Source organism: Leucobacter rhizosphaerae (assembly GCF_022919175.1).
Classification (GTDB): domain Bacteria; phylum Actinomycetota; class Actinomycetes; order Actinomycetales; family Microbacteriaceae; genus Leucobacter; species Leucobacter rhizosphaerae.
Map to the genome: position 1 here is coordinate 2,867,171 of NZ_CP095043.1, position 18,608 is coordinate 2,885,778.

General features: G+C 69.2%; 21 protein-coding genes and 2 tRNA genes. 12 read left to right on the forward strand and 11 right to left on the reverse strand.

What is annotated here, in order from left to right:
• Positions 1-126: 126 nt before the first annotated feature.
• Together MUN76_RS13190 and MUN76_RS13195 are read right to left on the reverse strand one after the other, a co-directional pair.
• Entirely contained in the window at positions 127-438 is a 312-nt protein-coding gene (locus MUN76_RS13190) for an FmdB family zinc ribbon protein (protein ID WP_244685278.1), read from the reverse strand.
• Between the two features lie 11 nt (positions 439-449).
• Complete coding sequence (locus tag MUN76_RS13195; RefSeq protein ID WP_244685280.1) at positions 450-1,052, reverse strand: 5-formyltetrahydrofolate cyclo-ligase; 603 nt, start codon at positions 1,050-1,052, stop codon at positions 450-452.
• 68 nt (positions 1,053-1,120) lie between these two features.
• On the opposite strand from MUN76_RS13195, the gene MUN76_RS13200 reads away from it, so the two are divergent.
• The 5 genes from MUN76_RS13200 (at position 1,121) to MUN76_RS13220 (ending at position 4,682) form a co-directional block, all read left to right on the forward strand.
• Positions 1,121-2,050: a UTP--glucose-1-phosphate uridylyltransferase gene (locus MUN76_RS13200; protein WP_244685282.1), complete on the forward strand. Its 930-nt coding sequence runs from the start codon at positions 1,121-1,123 to the stop codon at positions 2,048-2,050.
• A gap of 3 nt (positions 2,051-2,053) precedes the next feature.
• Positions 2,054-2,662: a GNAT family N-acetyltransferase gene (locus MUN76_RS13205; RefSeq protein WP_244685283.1), complete on the forward strand. Its 609-nt coding sequence runs from the start codon at positions 2,054-2,056 to the stop codon at positions 2,660-2,662.
• A 95-nt stretch (positions 2,663-2,757) separates the two neighbouring features.
• On the forward strand, positions 2,758-3,819 hold the full coding sequence (locus MUN76_RS13210; protein ID WP_244685285.1) for a hypothetical protein: 1,062 nt from the start codon (positions 2,758-2,760) through the stop codon (positions 3,817-3,819).
• A gap of 104 nt (positions 3,820-3,923) precedes the next feature.
• Positions 3,924-3,999: transfer RNA gene (locus MUN76_RS13215), tRNA-Ala, on the forward strand.
• A 53-nt stretch (positions 4,000-4,052) separates the two neighbouring features.
• The gene (locus MUN76_RS13220) at positions 4,053-4,682 is read left to right on the forward strand and encodes a LysE family transporter (protein WP_244685287.1); all 630 of its coding nucleotides are present in this window, start codon (positions 4,053-4,055) and stop codon (positions 4,680-4,682) included.
• 15 nt (positions 4,683-4,697) lie between these two features.
• Here the strand turns inward: MUN76_RS13220 and MUN76_RS13225 are convergent, their stop codons facing one another.
• A complete protein-coding gene (locus MUN76_RS13225; RefSeq protein WP_244685289.1) occupies positions 4,698-5,354 on the reverse strand; it encodes a pyridoxamine 5'-phosphate oxidase family protein in 657 nt (218 codons plus the stop codon).
• Between the two features lie 147 nt (positions 5,355-5,501).
• Between MUN76_RS13225 and pdxR the strand changes: the two genes are divergently transcribed.
• Complete coding sequence (gene pdxR / locus MUN76_RS13230) at positions 5,502-7,010, forward strand: MocR-like pyridoxine biosynthesis transcription factor PdxR (protein WP_244685291.1); 1,509 nt, start codon at positions 5,502-5,504, stop codon at positions 7,008-7,010.
• Between the two features lie 134 nt (positions 7,011-7,144).
• Positions 7,145-8,254 carry a fatty acid desaturase family protein gene (locus MUN76_RS13235; RefSeq protein ID WP_244688790.1) on the forward strand — a complete coding sequence of 370 codons (1,110 nt, stop codon included), beginning with the start codon at positions 7,145-7,147 and terminating at the stop codon, positions 8,252-8,254.
• Between the two features lie 57 nt (positions 8,255-8,311).
• Here the strand turns inward: MUN76_RS13235 and MUN76_RS13240 are convergent, their stop codons facing one another.
• A complete protein-coding gene (locus tag MUN76_RS13240) occupies positions 8,312-8,797 on the reverse strand; it encodes a pyridoxamine 5'-phosphate oxidase family protein (protein ID WP_244685292.1) in 486 nt (161 codons plus the stop codon).
• Positions 8,798-8,962: 165 nt separating this feature from the next.
• Here MUN76_RS13240 and MUN76_RS13245 point away from each other — a divergent pair.
• Positions 8,963-9,034: transfer RNA gene (locus MUN76_RS13245), tRNA-Lys, on the forward strand.
• Positions 9,035-9,295: 261 nt separating this feature from the next.
• On the opposite strand, the gene MUN76_RS13250 is transcribed toward MUN76_RS13245, so the two are convergent.
• Positions 9,296-9,694, reverse strand: a complete 399-nt coding sequence (locus MUN76_RS13250) for a DUF7882 family protein (protein ID WP_244685293.1) — start codon at positions 9,692-9,694, stop codon at positions 9,296-9,298.
• Between the two features lie 225 nt (positions 9,695-9,919).
• Positions 9,920-10,147: a DUF7882 family protein gene (locus MUN76_RS15655; RefSeq protein WP_488167802.1), complete on the reverse strand. Its 228-nt coding sequence runs from the start codon at positions 10,145-10,147 to the stop codon at positions 9,920-9,922.
• Between the two features lie 213 nt (positions 10,148-10,360).
• On the opposite strand from MUN76_RS15655, the gene MUN76_RS13255 reads away from it, so the two are divergent.
• The 3 genes from MUN76_RS13255 (at position 10,361) to MUN76_RS13260 (ending at position 11,922) form a co-directional block, all read left to right on the forward strand.
• On the forward strand, positions 10,361-10,594 hold the full coding sequence (locus tag MUN76_RS13255; protein ID WP_244685294.1) for a CBS domain-containing protein: 234 nt from the start codon (positions 10,361-10,363) through the stop codon (positions 10,592-10,594).
• 297 nt (positions 10,595-10,891) lie between these two features.
• Positions 10,892-11,026: a hypothetical protein gene (locus MUN76_RS15530; protein WP_256451792.1), complete on the forward strand. Its 135-nt coding sequence runs from the start codon at positions 10,892-10,894 to the stop codon at positions 11,024-11,026.
• Between the two features lie 266 nt (positions 11,027-11,292).
• Positions 11,293-11,922 (forward strand): hypothetical protein, encoded by a 630-nt coding sequence (locus MUN76_RS13260; RefSeq protein WP_244685295.1) that lies wholly within the window; start codon positions 11,293-11,295, stop codon positions 11,920-11,922.
• Positions 11,923-12,088: 166 nt separating this feature from the next.
• Here MUN76_RS13260 and pstB read toward each other — a convergent pair whose 3' ends face one another.
• From pstB to MUN76_RS13280, 4 genes are all read right to left on the reverse strand, one after another.
• Entirely contained in the window at positions 12,089-12,868 is a 780-nt protein-coding gene (gene pstB, locus MUN76_RS13265) for a phosphate ABC transporter ATP-binding protein PstB (RefSeq protein ID WP_244685296.1), read from the reverse strand.
• A gap of 46 nt (positions 12,869-12,914) precedes the next feature.
• A complete protein-coding gene (gene pstA, locus MUN76_RS13270) occupies positions 12,915-13,994 on the reverse strand; it encodes a phosphate ABC transporter permease PstA (RefSeq protein WP_244685297.1) in 1,080 nt (359 codons plus the stop codon).
• A complete protein-coding gene (gene pstC / locus MUN76_RS13275) occupies positions 13,994-14,926 on the reverse strand; it encodes a phosphate ABC transporter permease subunit PstC (protein WP_244685298.1) in 933 nt (310 codons plus the stop codon). Before pstC ends, pstA begins: the two co-directional genes overlap by 1 nt.
• A 108-nt stretch (positions 14,927-15,034) precedes the next feature.
• Complete coding sequence (locus tag MUN76_RS13280) at positions 15,035-16,138, reverse strand: phosphate ABC transporter substrate-binding protein PstS (RefSeq protein WP_244685299.1); 1,104 nt, start codon at positions 16,136-16,138, stop codon at positions 15,035-15,037.
• A 163-nt stretch (positions 16,139-16,301) separates the two neighbouring features.
• Here MUN76_RS13280 and MUN76_RS13285 point away from each other — a divergent pair, with 163 nt between their 5' ends.
• Complete coding sequence (locus tag MUN76_RS13285; protein ID WP_244688792.1) at positions 16,302-17,528, forward strand: CapA family protein; 1,227 nt, start codon at positions 16,302-16,304, stop codon at positions 17,526-17,528.
• A 174-nt stretch (positions 17,529-17,702) separates the two neighbouring features.
• Here MUN76_RS13285 and MUN76_RS13290 read toward each other — a convergent pair whose 3' ends face one another.
• Entirely contained in the window at positions 17,703-18,608 is a 906-nt protein-coding gene (locus tag MUN76_RS13290; protein ID WP_244685301.1) for a diacylglycerol/lipid kinase family protein, read from the reverse strand.

Here is an 18,608-nt window from a genome sequence, read left to right on the forward strand (position 1 = left end):
AGCGATTCGGTCGATCCTGTCAGCACGAACGCAGATCTCTGCACCAGTGCGCGTCAGCACCGTGCGGAGCCGTGTGCGGCCACGCGCCGCACTCCGAGCTGGACCGCGCGCGACGAGCGCGGCGGGCTAGGAGCTCGACGAGCTCGAGCCGGATCCCGACCCGCTGGATCCGGAGCTGCTCGATCCCGAGCCGCTGGATCCGGAGCCGCTCGATCCCGAGCCGCTCGATCCGGACCCCGAGGATCCGCTCCCGCCGGACGCCGCCCGCGAGTCGGTGCGGTAGAAGCCGGACCCGTTGAACGTCACGCCGAGCGAACCGAAGACCTTGCGCAGCGTGCCGCCGCACTCGGGGCACGCGGTGAGCGCGTCGTCCGAGAACGACTGGTAGATGTCGAAGGCGTGGCCGCAGTCGGCGCAGCGGTAAGCGTAGGTAGGCACGAGTATCGAGTTTAGCCTGGGCCGGTGGGGAAACGCCGGATCCCCGCCGAGGTCACCGCGCCGGTCACGGGAACGTCGTGGGCGTCGGATGGGACGCGGGGCAGGATCTCGTTCTCGTGCACCACGGCGAAGACCGGCGGGCGGGGGGCCAGCGTCGCGAGCGCGCGGTCGAAGTACCCGAGTCCCCACCCCATCCGTGTGCCGGAGACATCGACGGCGCTCGCCGGGATGAGCAGGAGGTCCGCGCCCGCGAGCGCCTCCGCGGGGAGCCTCGGGCCGATCGGTTCCGCCAGCCCGTGCAGGCCGGGGGCGGTGCCCGCGTCGCCGAGGCGGGCCCAGGCGAGTCGGTACTCGCTCAGCGCAACGGGAAGCAGCACGTCGACGTTGTGATCCCGGGCCCACGCGATGAACCCGGTTGTGTCGGGTTCCCCCGGCGTCGGCAGGTAGCAGGACACCACGCGGGCGTCGAGATCCTCGACCAGTGCGACGAGCTGGGCGGTGAGGCGATCGCGATCGATCTCGCGGTGCGCCGCGTCCTGTGCGGCGCGCGCGTTCCGGCTCCGTCGTACCGCGGCCCGAATGCGGCGCTTCTCGTCCGCCGGCGACTCCGTCATGATGCCCACACTACGCGCTGCTGCGGGAAGGCTTGGAGCGCCCATCCGCGGATACTAGGCTAACGGGCATGACGGAAACTCAGCGCGTGTCCGGCCGGCCAGTGACGAAAGCCGTGATTCCGGCGGCGGGGCTCGGCACCCGATTCCTCCCGGCGACGAAGGCGATGCCGAAGGAGATGCTGCCGATCGTCGACAAGCCCGCGATCCAGTACGTCGTCGAGGAGGCCGCGTCGGCGGGGCTCGACGACGTGCTCATCATCACCGGGCGCAACAAGGACAATCTCCTGAACCACTTCGACAGTGTGCCGGAGCTGGAGTACACGCTCGAGCGCAAAGGCGACGAGGGCAAGCTCGAGAAGGTGCACGAGTCGAGCGAGCTCGCCGAGGTCCACTTCCTGCGTCAGGGGCAGCCGCTCGGACTGGGCCACGCCGTCGGGCGCGCCCGCAGGCACGTCGGCTACGAGTCCTTCGCCGTGCTGCTGGGCGACGACCTGATCGACACCCGCGATCCGCTGCTCGACCGGATGGTCGCCGAGCACGATGCGCGCGGTGCCACCGTGATCGCGCTGATGGAGGTGCCGCAGTCCTCGATCCACTTGTACGGCTGCGCCGCCGTCGAGAGCACGGACGACCCCGATGTCGTGCGGGTCACGGGGCTGGTGGAGAAGCCCAGCGCCGCCGAGGCCCCCTCGAACCTCGCCGTGATCGGCCGCTACGTGCTGCGCCCCGAGATCTTCGACGTCATCGACGCGCTCCCACCGGGTCGCGGCGGCGAGATCCAGCTCACCGATGCGCTCAACCACCTCGCCGAGGGCAAGGGGGAGGGCCCCGTGTACGGTGTGATCTTCCGCGGTCGCCGGTACGACACGGGCGACCGCGCCGACTGGATCAAGGCGAACGTGCTGCTCGGGGTCGACCACGAGGAGCTCGGCGAGGAGATCACCGAGTGGGTGCTCGACTTCGCGGATCAGCTGCGCGCGCGGGGCACCGGCGCCTGACCCGTGGCACCCCTCGGCCGCTCCATCGACGACCCGGGCCTCTTGGTCTCGGGGCCCGTCGCGCTCCGCGTGATCCACGCGGTGGATGCGGAACCCCTGCGCGGGCTTCTCGCATCGAACCGGCCGTGGCTCCAGCAGTGGGAGGCCACCCATCCCTCCGGGCGGGGGATCACCCCCGGGAGCGTCTCGATGCGGCCGACGGTCCGGATCCTGCGCCGACAGCTGCGCGCCGGAAGCGGGATTCCGATGGTGATCACCTACCGCGGCGAGGTTGTGGGGCAGCTCAGCGTCTCCGAGGTGAGCGGGGGCGCGCTGCAGTCTGCGCAGATCGGCTACTGGGTCTCGGAGCACGTCGCCGGGCGGGGGATCACCCCCGTGGCAGTCGCGCTCGCCATCGACCACCTGTTCTGGGGTGTCGGTCTGCACCGCGTCGAGATCTGCATCAGACCCGAGAACGCGGCCTCGCTGCGGGTGGTCGAAAAGCTGCAGATGCGGTACGAGGGGCGCCGGCAGGGGTACATCCACATCGACGGCGCCTGGCGTGACCACGACTGCTTCGCGGTGACGCGTGAGGACGCACCCGACGGTGTGCTGCGGAGGATCACCGCGTAGCTCGGGTTGCTCCCGCAGCTCGGGTTGCTTCCGGTGCTCGCGCACCTCGGCGCGGCGGGAGGCGGAGCGCAGCGGATGACCGTACAGTGAACGACATGACTGGCGGACTCGGGGGCGGCGTGATCTTCGTCGTCGCCGCGCTGCTCTGGATCGCCGTGCTGGTCCCCGCCTGGGTGCGCCGGCGGGAGTTCCGGGCCGCCGAGCGCAACGCGCTCCGGCTGCAGCGCACGCTCCGAGTGCTCGCGGAGACGAGCGAGGTGCCGCAGGAGGTGCGGCTCGAGGCCACCGCCAAGCAGGCGCTCGCGCACGAGAAGCTGCTCCGCACCGCCCAGCGTCGCCAGGAGGCCGAGCGCGACGCCGAGTTGGCAGAGGCGCGCGCCGAGCAGGTGCGCGCCGAGATCCGGGCCCAGCAGATTCGTCGAAAGCAGGCAGCAGTGCATCGATCCGCGAGACTCCGTCGTCCCCTCGTGCGCCGGGTGCGCGGGATCGCGTTCCTCGGGACCGTCGTCGGGCTGCTCGGCGCGCTCGTCGGCACCGGGCTCGCGATCGCCGGAAGCGGGACCGCGATGCTCGTGTGGTCGGCGGCGCTCTTCGCCGCGGCGCTCGGCGGCCTCGTGCTGCTCGCCCCCGGGCGCGCCCGCATGCACAGCATTCCCGCCGAGCGCATCGCCGATGCGCCGACCGCGCAGGTGCACGCGCCCGAAGCCGACCAGCCCCTGGGCGAGACGGACGAGTCCGCGGCGGCGCATCAGGCGGCTCAGCGCGCTGCGGCCGACCGGATCGCCCGGGCACGCGCCCTGGCCCGCGCTCGGGCCGAAGCGCCGGGCGCATCGTCGCGGGTCAATCAGCCGGACTCGATGCTGCTCCGCGAGTCGGGAGCGGACCGGAGCGCAGGTGCCGGAGCCGGTGCAAGTGCCGGTGCCTCCGCCCGCGCGGCGGCGTCGCCGGAACGGCCCGCGGCTGCTGCGGCTGCGCAGACCCCGGATCCCGTTGCGGCCACGACACCTGCGGCGCCGCGGAAGGCACCGCAGTCGCGCGTCGACGCCGAGCGGATCGCGGCGCGCCAGCGCCTCAGCCAGATGGGTCGCGTGGGCGACACCACCGACGGCATGCCGGATCTCGACGCGGTGCTCCGGCGCCGCCGAAACGTCGGATAGCGCGCTCGGGCTGACCCCACACGTTCTGCCGAGGGCGCGACGGGCCGATCCTGTGACCTGATTTCGTGCGGGCGGTGCTTGCCTGATAGTGTGGAACGCCGTAAGGGTCTGTGGCGCAGTTGGTAGCGCGTCTCGTTCGCAATGAGAAGGTCAGGGGTTCGATTCCCCTCAGATCCACCAGGTTCACGAATTCCGTCCCACGGGGCCGATCCCGCACGCACTACACTGTGCTGGTGTCCCTCGCATTGTGGCTGTCCCTGCTGACGGCATCCGCGGTCATCAGCCTCACGCCGGGCGCCGGCGCCATCAACACGATGTCGAACGCGCTCACGGTCGGGTGGCGGCGCTCCATCTGGGGTGTGCTCGGCCAGCAGCTCGCGCTCCTCGTCCACATCGTGATCGTGGCGGCGGGGGTCGGGGTGCTCGTCGCGGGATCGCCGCTCCTCTTCAACGCGATCCGCACCATCGGCGCCGCGTATCTCGTCTACCTCGGCGTGCGCCTGATCCTCGCGAAGCCCGCGCTCGAGACCGACGATTCCCTTGCAGCGGCTCGAAGCGGGGAGAGTGCGTGGTCGATCCTGCGCCGCGGATTCTGGGTGAACCTGCTGAACCCGAAGGCGATCGTCTTCTTCTTGGCGTTCATCCCGCAGTTCATTCGCGTCAATGAACCTCTCCTGCCGCAGTACCTCGTCCTCACGCTCACGGTCGTGAGTGTCGACGTGGCGGTCATGTGGTTCTTCTTCGCGGCGGCCGCGAAGCCGTTCCGGCGGTACGTCGCTACCGTGCGCGGCCAGCGGATCCTGAACTCGGTGTTCGGGGCGCTCTTCATCGTGGTCGCGGGTCTGCTCCTGCTCATGCACTAGGGGCAGCGCGCCGCGCTAGACGATGCCGCTCGGATCCTCGAGCAGACGGGCGACCGAGGTCGGGATCGGGATCCCGGCGCGCAGGTCCGGCGCCGCCTCCGCGGAGACCGCAGGCGCTCCGAGCCGCACGACCCCCGCCCACGCGTCGCCGCAGCGGTCGGGCTCCTCGTCCTCCGGCCAGCCGTCCGAGACGCGCAGCGACCACTGGTCGAGCGGCATCTCGAGCAGCATGGTCGCCGCCATCTCCTTCCGGAGCGAGGGGCGAACCTCCGACGAGCGGCCCGGGATCAGGCGGTCGGAGAGGCGTGCGAGCAGGCGTTCGGTCCGATCCGCGCCGACCACCGAGAAGGTGCCGAAGACCATCGCGCTCCGGTAGAGCACCGACGACTCGAACGTGCTGCGGGCGACGACGAGGCCCGTGAGCTTGGTGATGGCGACCGACGCCGGCTGGTCGACGAGGTGGCGCATCCAGCGCGACCCCGTCGAGCCGTGGATGACGAGGCGTCCGTCGAGCACGGCGAAGGCCGTGGGGAAGATGCGCGGGCCGTCGGGGGAGGTGTAGGCGACGTGCGCCAGGCTCGTGCTTGCGCAGAGGTCCGCGAAGGCGGCCTCATCGCGGCTCATCTTCTCGGGCATGCGCTGCGAGACGAGGGTGGGCAGGGGTGCTGGCATGGTCGGCCTCTCGGGTGAAACGCGGTGGCGTGCGCTCGGGGTCCCGTCACCGCACGGATCGATACGGCCACAGTAAGCTGCTCAGAGGCAGGTGGGAAAGTCCGAATCTCGCCACATGGACCAGACCAATTCGAGAAGGGGTGTCGGATGGACGACTTTCCGCAACTGGCGGTCGACCGGCAGCTGTCACGCCCGCTCGTCGACCAGCTGACGACGTCGCTGCGGGAGTCGATCCTGACGGGAGCGATGCGCCCAGGTGACGCGCTCCCGGCGTCGCGGGCCCTCGCCGCCACGCTCGCGCTGTCGCGCTCCGTCGTCGTCGCCGCCTACGAGCGGCTCGTCGGTGAGGGGTATCTCGAGAGCCGGCAGGGCGCCGGGACCCGCGTGGTCGGAGAACTCCCGGACTGGGGGCTCGAGCGCGCGGGTGCAGGTGCATCGCTCGAGCGGGCACCGGCGCTCGCTGCCCCGGCGCTCCCGCAGGTGGACGGCCTGCCGACCGTTCTCGGTGCGGGTGGCGGTGCACCCCCGATCGATCTGCTGCCCGGGCGTCCGTTCGTCGCCGCTCAGCCGCCGCGGGAGTGGGTGCGTGCCCTCTCCCGGGCGGCCCGGGCACCGTGGCGCTCGGACGCCCCGGAGGCATCGGGGGATCCCGCGCTGCGGCTGGCGATCGCCGCGCACGCACGTCGGAGCCGGGGGATCGACTGCGACCCTGACGATGTGACCGTCACGACGGGTACGTCGGAGGCGCTGCTCATCATCGCGCTCGCCCTGCGCGCACTGCACGGCGGCGCCGTTGCGGTTGCGGTAGAGGATCCGGGCTACCGCGAGGGAGCGCTCGCGCTCGCGCGCGCGGGATCGGAACTGGTTCCGCTCCCCGTGGGCTCCGACGGGGCCACCGCGGAGGCGGTGCGGTCGCTGGCGGATCATCGCGCGCTCGCCGCACTCATGCTGACGCCGAGCCACCAGTTCCCGCTCGGCGGCAGGATCCCGGCGGCGGAGCGCCACGCGCTGGTGGCCTGGGCTCGCGAGTCCGGTGCGATCATCATCGAGGACGACTACGACAGCGAGTTCCGCCACGCGGGTGCGGTGCTTCCCGCGATGGCGTCGCTCGACCGAGGCGGGCGGATCGTGCACGTCACCACGCTCAACAAGATCCTCTCGCCCTCCATCCGCTGCGGAGCCATCGTGCTGGGCAACGACCCCGACGCGAGTGCGCTGCGCGAGGCGGTGGCCGAGGTGCGACGGGACCTCGGTCCCACGGTCCCGCAGATGATGCAGACCGCCCTCGCGGAGTTCCTCGACGGCGGCGGGTTCCGGCGGGAGATCGGGCGCACGCGGCGGGAGTACCGGCACCGGCGTGAGTTGCTGCTCGCCGAGTGCCGCGTTCGCGGGCTCGAGGTGTCGGGCGACGCCGGAGGGTTGCACGTGCGGGTACCGCTGCCCGCAGGTCGTCGTGGGGAAGATGTTGTGCGCGAGCTCGCCGAGCGCGGGGTGCTCGTCGACCGGCTGCACGCCTACCGGATCGCGGGGAACGACGGCGATCCCGGCACCGACGGTGATCCCGGATCCGACGGCATTCTGGTCGGCTACGGGGCCGAGACCGTGCCGAGGCTGCTGCGGGGCGTCGCGCAGATCGCCGAGGTGATCTGGGCGTAAACCCTGAATGTCGGACGTATTCAGGGGACGGCATGGTGCGCCGCCTACGCTGGGGATAGCGATCGGCACTTCCGCCCATGGCTGTAGAGCCGGACGGACCCCTCGGGTGCTTCGGAGACAGATAGGGGACCTGCATCGCTTCTTCAACCGTGAGTCCGCTCACCGGGCTCGGCCCGATCCGCCAGACCATCGCGACCAGCGACACCTTTCCCAAGCTGAACCGCGCGTACACCGATGTCTCGCAGACGGTGCGGGAGAGCGGACTGCTCCGGCGGACGCCGTGGTTCTACATGTTTGTGGCCACCCTCATCGCAGTCGCGCTCGGCGGTGCGATCACCGGGTTCGTCCTGCTGGGAGACAGCTGGTTCCAACTCCTCATCGCCGGGGCGTTGGGGATCATCTTCACCCAGATCGCGTTCCTGACGCACGAGGCCGCCCATCGTCAGATCCTCCCGCTGGCCCCCGCCAACGACAAGCTTGCGCGCTGGCTCGCGGGATCCATCGGCCTGAGCTATTCCTGGTGGGACTCGAAGCACACGCGGCATCACTCGAACCCGAACGTGGTGGGCAAGGATCCCGACATCGAGGTCGACACGATCTCCTTCCTCGAGGAGGACGCGGCGAAGTCGCGCGGCTTCATCCGAGTGATCACCCGCAAGCAGGGCTACCTGTTCTTCCCGCTCCTGTCGCTCGAGGGCGTCAACCTGCACTACCAGAGCCTCAAGTACCTGGTGACGCCAGGGCCCGTGAAGAAGCGGTGGACCGAACTCTCCATCATCACGGTGCGCTTCGCGCTCTACCTCACCCCGATCTTCATGTTCCTGCCGCTCGGCATGGCGTTCGCGTTCCTCGGTGTGCAGGCCGCCGTGTTCGGGATCTACATGGGGGCGGCGTTCGCGCCGAACCACAAGGGCATGCCGGTCCTCGCTCGGGACGCCCGCCTCGACTTCTTCTCGAAGCAGGTGCGCACCTCGCGCAACGTCTCGGGAGGGTGGTACGCGACCTGGTTCATGGGTGGGCTCAACTACCAGGTGGAGCACCACCTCTTCCCGAACATGCCGCGTCCGCACCTCGCGAAGGCGCGTGAGATCGTGATCGAGCACTGCGCCACACTCGGAGTGCCGTACACCGAGGTGTCGATCATGCGGTCCTACGCGATCGTCATCGCCTACCTCAATCGGGTGGGATTGGCGGCGCGGGATCCGTTCTCGTGCCCCATCACGGCGGAGTTCCGTCGAGGCTAGGCCTCGACGGAACTCCCGGCGCCGAGCCGAGAGCTCGACGGCGTGGGTGCGATGAGCCTACAGCTCGACGGTGCCCGAGACCCCGGGGCTCTCGCGCCCGGTGATCTTCGACGCCGCGATCTTCAGCGCCGCAGCGACCCTGCCGCCCGGAACGCCCCAGTACTGCGCCGACTCTGGTACCACGCGCAGCAGACCCAGGTTCGGATCGTCCAGCCCGCCCTCGAAGTACGCACCCACCTCGTCGTCCCACAGCTCCGCCGCCTTTGCGCGATCCTGCACGAACTCCGCGACGCCCGCCACGGAGAGCCAGCTCCCGGTCTCGGCGAACGCGAGATTGACCTGGGGATTCGCGTGGATCGCGTCGGCCTGGTCGCCCTGCAGGCCGATGAACAGCCAGGTCTCGCCGGTGTCGGTGACCTTCTGCGGGGTCATGGGGTGGGACACGATCTTGCCGTCGGGGGTGGCGGTCGACAGCATGGCAAATCGTTCGCCCCGCATCGTCGATACGACGGTGTCCAGCGTCAGCTCCTCGGTGTGACTCATGATGGTCCTCCTTTTTGCTCGGGGTGGAAATTGCCGGTCCGAGCGATGCTACTCGCCGCCGCAAAGCCGCAGACACCCCTGGTGGGGTTCAGCTTGAGGCGCTACGGGGCGGCGACCCGGCGCCGTCGCACCGGGGCGCGCGGGTCGGATAAGCTGGTGGGGTTGGCCCCTATAGCTCAGCGGTAGAGCTACGGACTTTTAATCCGCAGGTCGTAGGTTCGATCCCTACTGGGGGCACCGGAAAACACGAGCTCAGAGGCTGGAAACGCGCGGCAGTGATCGGCGCGGTCTATGGATAACTCACCCGCCTGGGGCAGGGTGAGTGCCCCCGAGCCACAGGCGGGGACCCGGTACAGCTCGGGGGCAAAGGCTCTCACGACTAGCAATGAGAGCCCAGACACGAGCATACGAAGTGATTCCAGATGGCGCGGAGGGGTTGAACGACTCGCCGTGGCACGGTATGTACCCGTACTTCTGCCGTCTGGTGTTCGCCCCGGTTCAGGCGTGAGTCGACGCGTCGTCTCCCTCATCAACCCGCAGCTGGGGTGCCCCCAGCGGCATCACCTCCCGGCCCCGACCGTCGTCGGCAGGCATGAAACCGTCGACCAGACGTTCCGGGATTGCGAACAAGCCGCGGTGAGGGGCCCGAATCTTCGCCATGGCATCGACCCATGCGAGATTCAGCTCAGCAGTCTGGTGTTCGATGAAACGGAACCCGAGATGGTGCGTCGGATCCATCCAGAGCGACACCCGGCCGCCGCCCGAGTCCGGACTCTCCGCCCACTCGAGGAAGAAGCTCTCGTGCTGTCGGAACTTCCTCGCGATCGCGAGCCTGAGATGCACGAGGAGTCGATCCTCGAAGTGATACCTCTGCTGGTCGTACAGTAAGTAGCCCATCGCTCCAGCGTCGCAAGCCGAGCGGCTCGCCGATAGGGGATTGACCCGGGCCACTCGACATGCGACCCTACGGCCCCAGATGCCGTGGTGATGGCTCGACAGGGAGAGCTGGCGTTCAGGCTCCGGGGAGGCCGTGCCGTCGCCCGCCGCGGAGCCCGCGGCTTCCCGTTCCGTCATCGCGAGCAGGCCTCGAGGCGACCCGGAGAGCTCACCGAGCACACGCAATCACTCCGCGCTGAGGGCGGCTGGCTTCCCGTCCGAGCATCGGAACCCGATCTGCTGGCTCGGGATCCTCCACCACGAGATACGGCCTGAATGATGCACAAGATTCAGATCCCAACTCAGGAAGACGCTCTTCTGTGTGCGGAACGTCATCCCCGTGGCGACCTTCACACGCGCGAGCAACCGATCTTCGAACCCGTGTTCTTCACCCGCATGCAGGAGGTACCCCACCGCGCAAGTGTCGCACGGAAACCCTCGACGACCAGATCACCTACCGGGCTTCGTCCTTCCGCACGTCCCCACGCTATTCCACCGCGCGTGCGCGTGAGAAAGGGGTGATACCACGACACCGGGGGTTCGCGCCATGGCCTGCGTCAACGTCCCGGTTCTCGGTAGTTTCGTGAGGGTCGAGGGTCAGCAGTCATGGGCAGGGGAGCACGAGCAATGAGTACTGCAGGAAACGAACTGAATGAGCTTCACGACGGAGTCGTTCAGATCATCACGGATGCAGATCTGCGGATTCGCGCCGCAGCAGCAGGGAGGCCCGTCGATGAAGCCGCCCGCATCGCTGCGGACGAGTTCGGCGCGATCGGTGTTGTCCTCCGCGACGATGATCTCCGCGACTATGCGCTGAGCGTGATCGAGGAACGACCCCACAAGTTCAACATCAACATGTGACCCCCGACGGTACGGCATGGTTGGGCCGAGGATCGGGGCGTGGGTGACTTCAGGGGTGAAAACGCTGCCCGGCCGACGTGATGCGTGGGCCAGGTTTTAGGGTGGGCGTGGGCGGAACTCGCCATCGAGGGAGGCCAAGCCCCGCGCGGTTGCCCCAAGCATGAAGCGCGGGGCGATCCTCGTTGCCCCTGTCGACTGCTGTCCCCACAAGACCATCAGACTCCGCTGTGTCAATCCCCTCCTCGTTGCAACCTCGGCCGTTTAGGATGAGCTTTCCACAGTGGGAAGGGATGTGTCATGACCAATAGCGAATCGAACCCCTGGGCAGCTCCGTCGGCGCCGACGCCCGCAGAGGATCCCGCGGCCGAGCACGATCCGTTGGAGGCGACCCGCCCCCTGCCCTCGTACCGGCCGGAACGGCTCATCTGGTAACTGACGCTGGGGCTGGGTACGCTCGGCACTCACACGAGGTCGGTGCGGGCTGACCACTGACTCGAGATCGCCGGGGCTCAGGGGCACGCGCGCGGAGTGAGCGCGCGGCCGACCGTTCTCTCATTCTACCGAGCGCAGCCGGGAGGCCGGTGAACGTTCGGCGTCGCGTGCGCGCGTAGAATCGCGGAGCGGTCGACTGATCCCGCGCGCGCAGAACGTGCGTGGGATCATGCGGTCGTCGACCCGATCACCGAGTGAGGAGCCCAGTGCACCGAGACCATCCGCGTCCCATCCTGCAGCCGACCTACAGCTTCGACTGGATCATCGGCTCGGACGAACCCGGCGCCGCGCATCGGCTCGCGCAGGAGACCTCCTGGGCGCTGCTCGACCGGGTGCGCCAGGGCGCCGACGCGACCGTGGTCGAGCGGGTAGTGGGGCTCGCCGCCGGCAGCGGCATCGACGACATCGCCGAGCTCTGGTCGCACCAGGGCGCCCACTCGCTCGCCGGACTGCTGTGGCGGCTCTACCTGCTCCGGCGCGTCGCCGCGTCAGACCCAGAGGGCACAGCCGACCTGTTCCGCCGGGGAGCGAGCCTCGCCGTGACCATCGATCCGGCGGTGGCCGGGGCTGCCGAGCCGGTCACGCCGACCTCCATCTCGGAGCTGTGCGAGACGATCCTGCGCGGCGTCTTCGCGGGCGACCTCGCGGTGGCGCTGGATCGTGCCTCGAGCTACTGCCGGATCCTGTCCCTCGGCGCCGCAGACCTCGCGGATGATCGGGACGCCCACGACGACGCCCACGCGGCCCAGCTCACGACCCGCTCGCTGCGCTACTCGACGCTCGCCCAGGAGCTGCACGGGGGAGCCCGGCGCTGGCGCGACGGAACGCTCGAGTAGTCCCGCGCCCGGGAGAGGGTCAGGATGAACTCTCCGGGGCTCTGCGCTAAACTGGGCCGCGCCGGGCCGCAGTAACCCCGGGCTCCAATTTTTGCCGCTTCGAGCGGTCTTCCGCCGAGAGGCGTTTCTGCGGCTCGGTTTTTTCGTACCCGCCGAGCCCGGCCCCCTACCCGAAGCGGCCGGAGACGTAGTCCTCGGTCGCCTGCACGCTGGGCGTCGAGAAGATCGTGCTGGTGTCGTCGTACTCGATGAGCTTGCCCGGCTTGCCGGTGCCCGCGATGTTGAAGAACGCGGTGCGATCCGAGACGCGCGAGGCCTGCTGCATGTTGTGGGTCACGATCACGATCGTGTACTGCTTCTTGAGCTCGTCGATCAGATCCTCGATCGCGAGCGTCGAGATCGGGTCGAGGGCCGAGCAGGGCTCGTCCATCAGCAGGACCTCGGGGGAGACCGCGATCGCACGCGCGATGCAGAGACGCTGCTGCTGACCGCCCGAGAGGCCGGAGCCCGGCTTGTCGAGGCGATCCTTGACCTCGTTCCACAGGTTCGCGCCCACGAGCGAGCTCTCGACGAGGGCGTCGGCATCGGAGCGCGCCATCTTGCGGTTGTTGAGACGAACGCCCGCCAGCACGTTCTCGCGGATCGACATCGTGGGGAACGGGTTCGGGCGCTGGAAGACCATGCCCACCTGGCGGCGCACGAGGACGGGATCGACGCCCGCCGCGTACAGGTTCTCCCCGTCGAGCAGTACCTCGCCCTCGACGCGAGCGCCCGGGATCGCCTCGTGCATGCGGTTCAGTGTGCGGAGGAACGTGGACTTGCCGCAGCCCGACGGTCCGATGAACGCGGTGACGCTGCGGGGCTCGATATTGATCGAGACGTCTTCGACAGCGAGGAACTTGGAGTAGTAGACGTTGAGGTCCGAGACTTCGATGCGCTTCGACATGGTGTGGGTGCTTTCGTTCGGGTTCGGCAGTCGTGGGGGCGTCCGGTCAGCGACCGGTTTTAGGTGCGAACCAGCGGGCGATGAGGCGCGCGATCAGGTTCAGTGCCATCACGATGAGGATCAGGAGGAGGGCGGCGGCCCAGGCGCGCTCGAGGAACGCGAACGCCGGGTTGCCCTGGTTCGCGAACTGCGTGTACACGTAGACCGGCAGCGACTGCATGCGGTCGTTGAAGAGGTCGTAGTTCATCGAGGCGGTGAAGCCGGCCGTGATGAGCAGCGGTGCGGTCTCGCCGATGACGCGGGCGATGGCGAGCATGATGCCGGTCGTGATACCCGCGATCGAGGTCGGGAGCACCACCTTGAGGATCGTGCGCCACTTCGGCACGCCGAGGGCGTACGCCGCCTCGCGGAGCTCGTTCGGAACGAGCCGCAGCATCTCCTCGCTCGACCGCACGACTACGGGGATCATGAGCACGGAGAGCGCGACGGCGCCGATGATGCCCATGCGGACCCCGGGCCCGAGGAAGAGCGCGAAGAGCGCGTAGGCGAAGAGACCCGCGACGATCGACGGGATGCCGGTCATCACGTCGACGAGGAACGTGATGATGCGGGCGAGACGGCCGCGGCCGTACTCCACGAGGTAGATCGAGGTCATGAGCCCGAGCGGCACCGAGATGATCGTCGCGGCGAGCGTGATGAGCAGCGTACCGATCATCGCGTGCAGCGCGCCGCCGCCCTCGCCGGTGATGTTGCGCATCGAGGAGTTGAAGAACTCCGCGTCGAAGCGCGCGAGTCCGTTGCCGACGACGGTGATGCCCACCGAGACGAGCGGCACCATTGCGAGCAGGAAGGCGCCGGTCACGAGTCCGGTGATGAAGCGGTCCATCGCCTGGCGACGGCCCTCGACGGTGGCGGAGAGCACGGTGATCACCGCGAGGTAGACGAGGAGGCCGACGATCGTGGCCCCGACGACGGAGTACTCGGTGCCCGAGGCGGCGGCGAGCAGCGCGAAGAGCGCGTACGCGGCGACGAGGCTGGCGGCCAGGGTGATCCAGGGAGTGCTGCGGGAGAGGCGGTTGCCCGCGAGCGTGGAGCCCGCGGCGGCGGTGCGAACGGTGATGGCCATTAGTTAGCTCCACTGAATTCGGCGCGACGGCTCACGATCCAACGGGCAAGCGCGTTGACCAGGAAGGTGACGATGAAGAGGATGAGGCCGGTCGCGATCAGGACGTTGACGTTCTCCCCGTAGGCCTCGGGGAAGGACAGGGCGATGTTCGCGGCGATCGTCGAGGGGTTCTCGGAGGTGAGCAGTCGGATGCTCACGATGCCGGTGGCCGAGAGGACCATCGCCACCGCCATCGTCTCGCCGAGCGCTCGCCCGAGGCCGAGCATCGCGGCGGAGACGATCCCGGAGCGACCGAAGGGCAGCACGGCCATCCGGATCATCTCCCAGCGGGTGGCGCCGAGTGCGAGGGCGGCCTCCTCGTGGAGCGCGGGGGCCTGCAGGAAGACCTCGCGGCAGATCGCCGTCATGATCGGAAGGATCATGACGGCGAGCACGAGTGCGGCGGTGAGGATCGTGCGGCCGGTGCCGGTCACGGTGCCGCTGAAGAACGGGATCCAGCCGAGATTCTGGTTCAGCCACTCGTAGATGGGCTGCGCGGCCGGGGACAGGACCCCGATACCCCAGAGGCCGAAAACGACGCTCGGCACCGCGGCGAGCAGGTCGACGATGTAGCCGAGCACCTGCGCGAGCTTGCGGGGCGCGTAGTGCGAGATGAAGAGGGCGATCCCGATGGCGATGGGGAGAGAGATCACGAGCGCCAGGATCGCGGCCCAGACCGTTCCGAAGACCAGCGGACCGACGTAGGACCAGAAGTTCGTGGTCAGGAGGCTCGCGGACTCGCCCGTGGCGAGGAACGCCGGCAGGCTCTGCGCGATGAGGAAGATCGCGACGGCCGCGAGGGTGACGAGGATCATGCTTCCGGCAAACACCGCTGAGCGGGAGAAGACACGATCTCCGAGGCTGAGCACCGGCTGAGCTGCGGGGGAGGTCACTGGATGTGTGTCCTTCGGGGGTGTGAGGTGGGTGAGGGCGCACGTCACCGGTTGTGCGGCTCGGGAACCGGGGGCGGGTTCCAGAGTCGCACAACCGGTGACGAGGGGCTAGCTGATCGCGTCGATCGCGGGCTGGATCTTGCTGCGGAGCGAGTCCGAGATCGGGGCGCTGCCCGCGGACTCAGCCGCGAGGTCCTGGCCCTCGGCGCTCACGATGTAATTAAAGTAGGCCTTCGCGAGCTCGGCGTTCGCGGCATCCTCGTAGGCCTCGCAGCCGATGAGGTAGCTCACGAGCACGATCGGGTAGACACCCGCCTCGGTGGTGCTGCGGTCGATCGTGACGGCGAGGTCGTGCTCGCCACGGCCTTCCTCGAGCGGCGACGCGTCGACGATCGCGGCTGCGGCCTCGGGAGAGTACGCGACGTACTCCTCGCCCACCTTGATCTCGACGGTCGAGAGGTCGCCGGCGCGCGAGGCGTCGGCGTAGCCGATGGTGCCCACGCCGTTGGCGACGGCCTCGACGACACCCGAGGTGCCCTGGGCGGCCTCGCCGCCGAACTCGGTCGGCCACTCCTCGATGGCGCCCGGGGTCCACTCGGCGGGAGCGGCGGCGGTGAGGTAATCGGTGAAGTTCTCGGTGGTGCCCGACTTGTCGGAGCGGTGCACGGCGACGATGTTCTGCGCGGGCAGGGTGACGCCCTCGTTCTGAGCGGCGATGGCCGCATCGTCCCAGCTCGTGATCTCGCCGGAGAAGATCTTCGCGACAGTCGGCGCATCGAGCTTGAGCGAGTCGACACCCTCGACGTTGAAGATCAGGGCGATCGGGGAGATGTAGGCGGGGAACTCGACGATCCCGCTGTCAGCGGCACACGCGTCGAACGGGCCGGCCTCGATCTCCTCGAGCTTGAACGCGCGGTCGGATCCGGCGAAGGCGCTCGCGCCCTGCTGGAAGGTCTCGCGACCCGCACCGGAACCGGTGGGGTCGTAGTTCACCGTGACGTCCGGGTTGGCGGTCTGGAAGCCGGCGACCCAGGCTTCCTGAGCGGAGCCCTGCGACGAAGCGCCGGCGCCGATGAGGTTGCCGGAGAGGCTCGAGGCCGCGGCTCCACCCTCGGTGGATCCCGAAGCTGACTCGTTCGCGGCGCAGGAGGTGAGCGTGAGCGCGGCGATTCCGCCGATAGCTGCGACCTTGGTCAGTGCTGAGAGCTTCACGTGAAATTCGATCCAATCTGAAAACGGATGATGGTCCGTGGCATGCGGAACGCCACATCACCTACGCTAGGCACGCTTCATGACCCGCGGTCTGCCAGCGGGTGAACAACGAGTGAACGAGCGTCGCCGAATGCGCTCCCTGTACCATGGCCGGGTGGCGAACATGACGAAGTACGTGGCTGGAACCGTGACCGCGCTGGTGCTCTGCGGGCTCGTGGCGTGTGCGCCCGAACCCGTCGAGGAGGCTCCCGCCGAGACGACCGCGCCCGAGGTGGTCACCGAGACCCCCGAGCCCGAACCGCAGCCGCAGCCGGGTGCCGGCCCCGCCTGCCCCACCGACCACTGCGTCAGTGTGGTCATGACCGGCGACCTGCTGTTCCACGAGGGGCTGTGGAGCCAGTCCGCGATCCCGACCAATGAGCTCGGGCAGAACTTCGACTTCGTGCCGCTGCTCGAAGGGCAGAAGCCGTACCTCGATCGGTCGGACCTCGCGATCTGCCAGATGGAGACCCCGCTCGCCCCGGTGGGCGGGCCATACGCCGGTTACCCCGCGTTCAGCACCCCGCCGGAGCTCGCGGCCGCCGTGAAGGCGGTCGGCTACGACGTCTGCACCACGGCCTCGAACCACACGGTGGATCAGGGGACCGAGGGACTGCTGCGCACGCTCGACGGTCTCGATGCGGCGGGGATCGCGCACACCGGCTCGTACCGTGCCGAGGGCGAGCAGGACATCCCGCTCATCGTCGAAGCGAACGGCGCGAAGGTGGCGATCATGACGGCGACGTTCTCGCTCAACGGTCTGTACGCCGAGTACCCCTGGCAGGTCGACTACCGCGATGAGGAGCCGCGAGTCGATCCCGAGCGCATGATCGCCAAAGCCCAGAAGGCGCGCGAGATGGGGGCGGACCTCGTGATCGGCGTCCAGCACATCGGCGAGGAGTACTGGTCCGAGCCGACGCCCGGGCAGCGGGATCTCGCGCTGCAGCTCCACAACAGTGGCGCCTTCGACTTCGTGTACCAGCACCACGCGCATGCCGTGCAGCCGCTCGAGAACGTGAACGGGAAGTGGGTGCTCTACGGCACCGGCAACACGATCAGCGAGTCGGCGCCTCCCGCGCAGCAGGTGAACAACGAGTTCCTCATGACGCGGGTGCAGTTCGCGAAGCAGCCGGACGGCACCTGGACGACCAACGACGTGTCGTGGAACGCCGCGACGAACACGCAGAACGGCGCCTACAAGTGGTGCTCGGTGATGCCGGATCAGCCCCAGGGCGTCTGCCAGTCGCCCGAGTTCGACGCCGGGGTGCTCGATCGCACCCGCGCAACCGTGAATGCGATGGGGGCAGCCGAGGCGGGCGCTCGTGAGTGGCTCCTTTCCGAGGAGCCGTAAGCCTGTACCCCCGTGACCACGTGACCACGTGACGACGTGACCACGTGACCACGTGACTTGCCATCGTCTCGCCGACCCGCCATGGTGTCGGCGCTGACACGGTAGCAGCTCGGCGAGACGGTGGCATCTCGGCGGTGGTCAGGGATCGCGACTGGCGCCGCCCGAGCGCAAGCGCTACGCGAGGAGCCGCAGCGCGCCGGCCTCGAGCCGCACCTCGAACGGCCCGGTCCCGACCCGCTCACCATCGGCGTAGGCGACCTCGTCACCGGCCTCGATCCGGACGACGGCTGTGCGGACGATCGCGACCTCGGGAAGCCGCTCGTGCCGCCCCCGCACGAGGTGCCCCAGCACGCTGAAGACCCGCAGCCGCGAGCACTCGTCGACGAGCACGAGGTCGAACCGGCCGTCGTCGACCTCAGCGCGCGGCGCGATCGGGATGCCGCCCCCGAGCGTGCGGATGTTCATGGTGGTCGCGAGCAACCCGCGGAACGGTCGATGCGCGCCCGGCCACGACACGGTGAAGTGTCGCGGCTGCAGCCGCAGCAGTTCGGTGACGAGCGCGATCTGGTAGCGCAGCGGCCCGAGGGGGAGGCGGATCGCGTTCGCCCGCCGATTGATCGCCGCGTCGAAGCCCACGGACAGCCCACCCGCGAACCAGCGCTCACCGCCCGGGGTCTCGACGACCCCGAGATCCACCTCGCGCGGCCGCACCTCGGCGGCGAGGATCCGCGCGACCGCGCGATCCGGATCCCGCGACAACCGGAACTGCCGGGCGAAGTCGTTGCCGCTCCCGGCCGGAACGATCCCGATCGGCAGCTCCCGCGCCGCATCCACCTGCAGTACCGTGCCGACCAGCCCGTCGCCGCCGACCAGGATCAGCGCGCGCAGCCCAGCCGCGACGGCCGACCGCACCGCCTCCTGGCACTCCGCCGCGCTCGCCGCCGCGATCACCACCGACGGGACGCCGAGCGCGTCGAGCGCGCGTCGGACCCGCTGCGCCACGCGTCGACCCCTGCCGAGCGCCGAGGCGGGATTGACCACCAGGCCGATCGGCAGCTGTGGCGCCGGAGCCGCTGACAT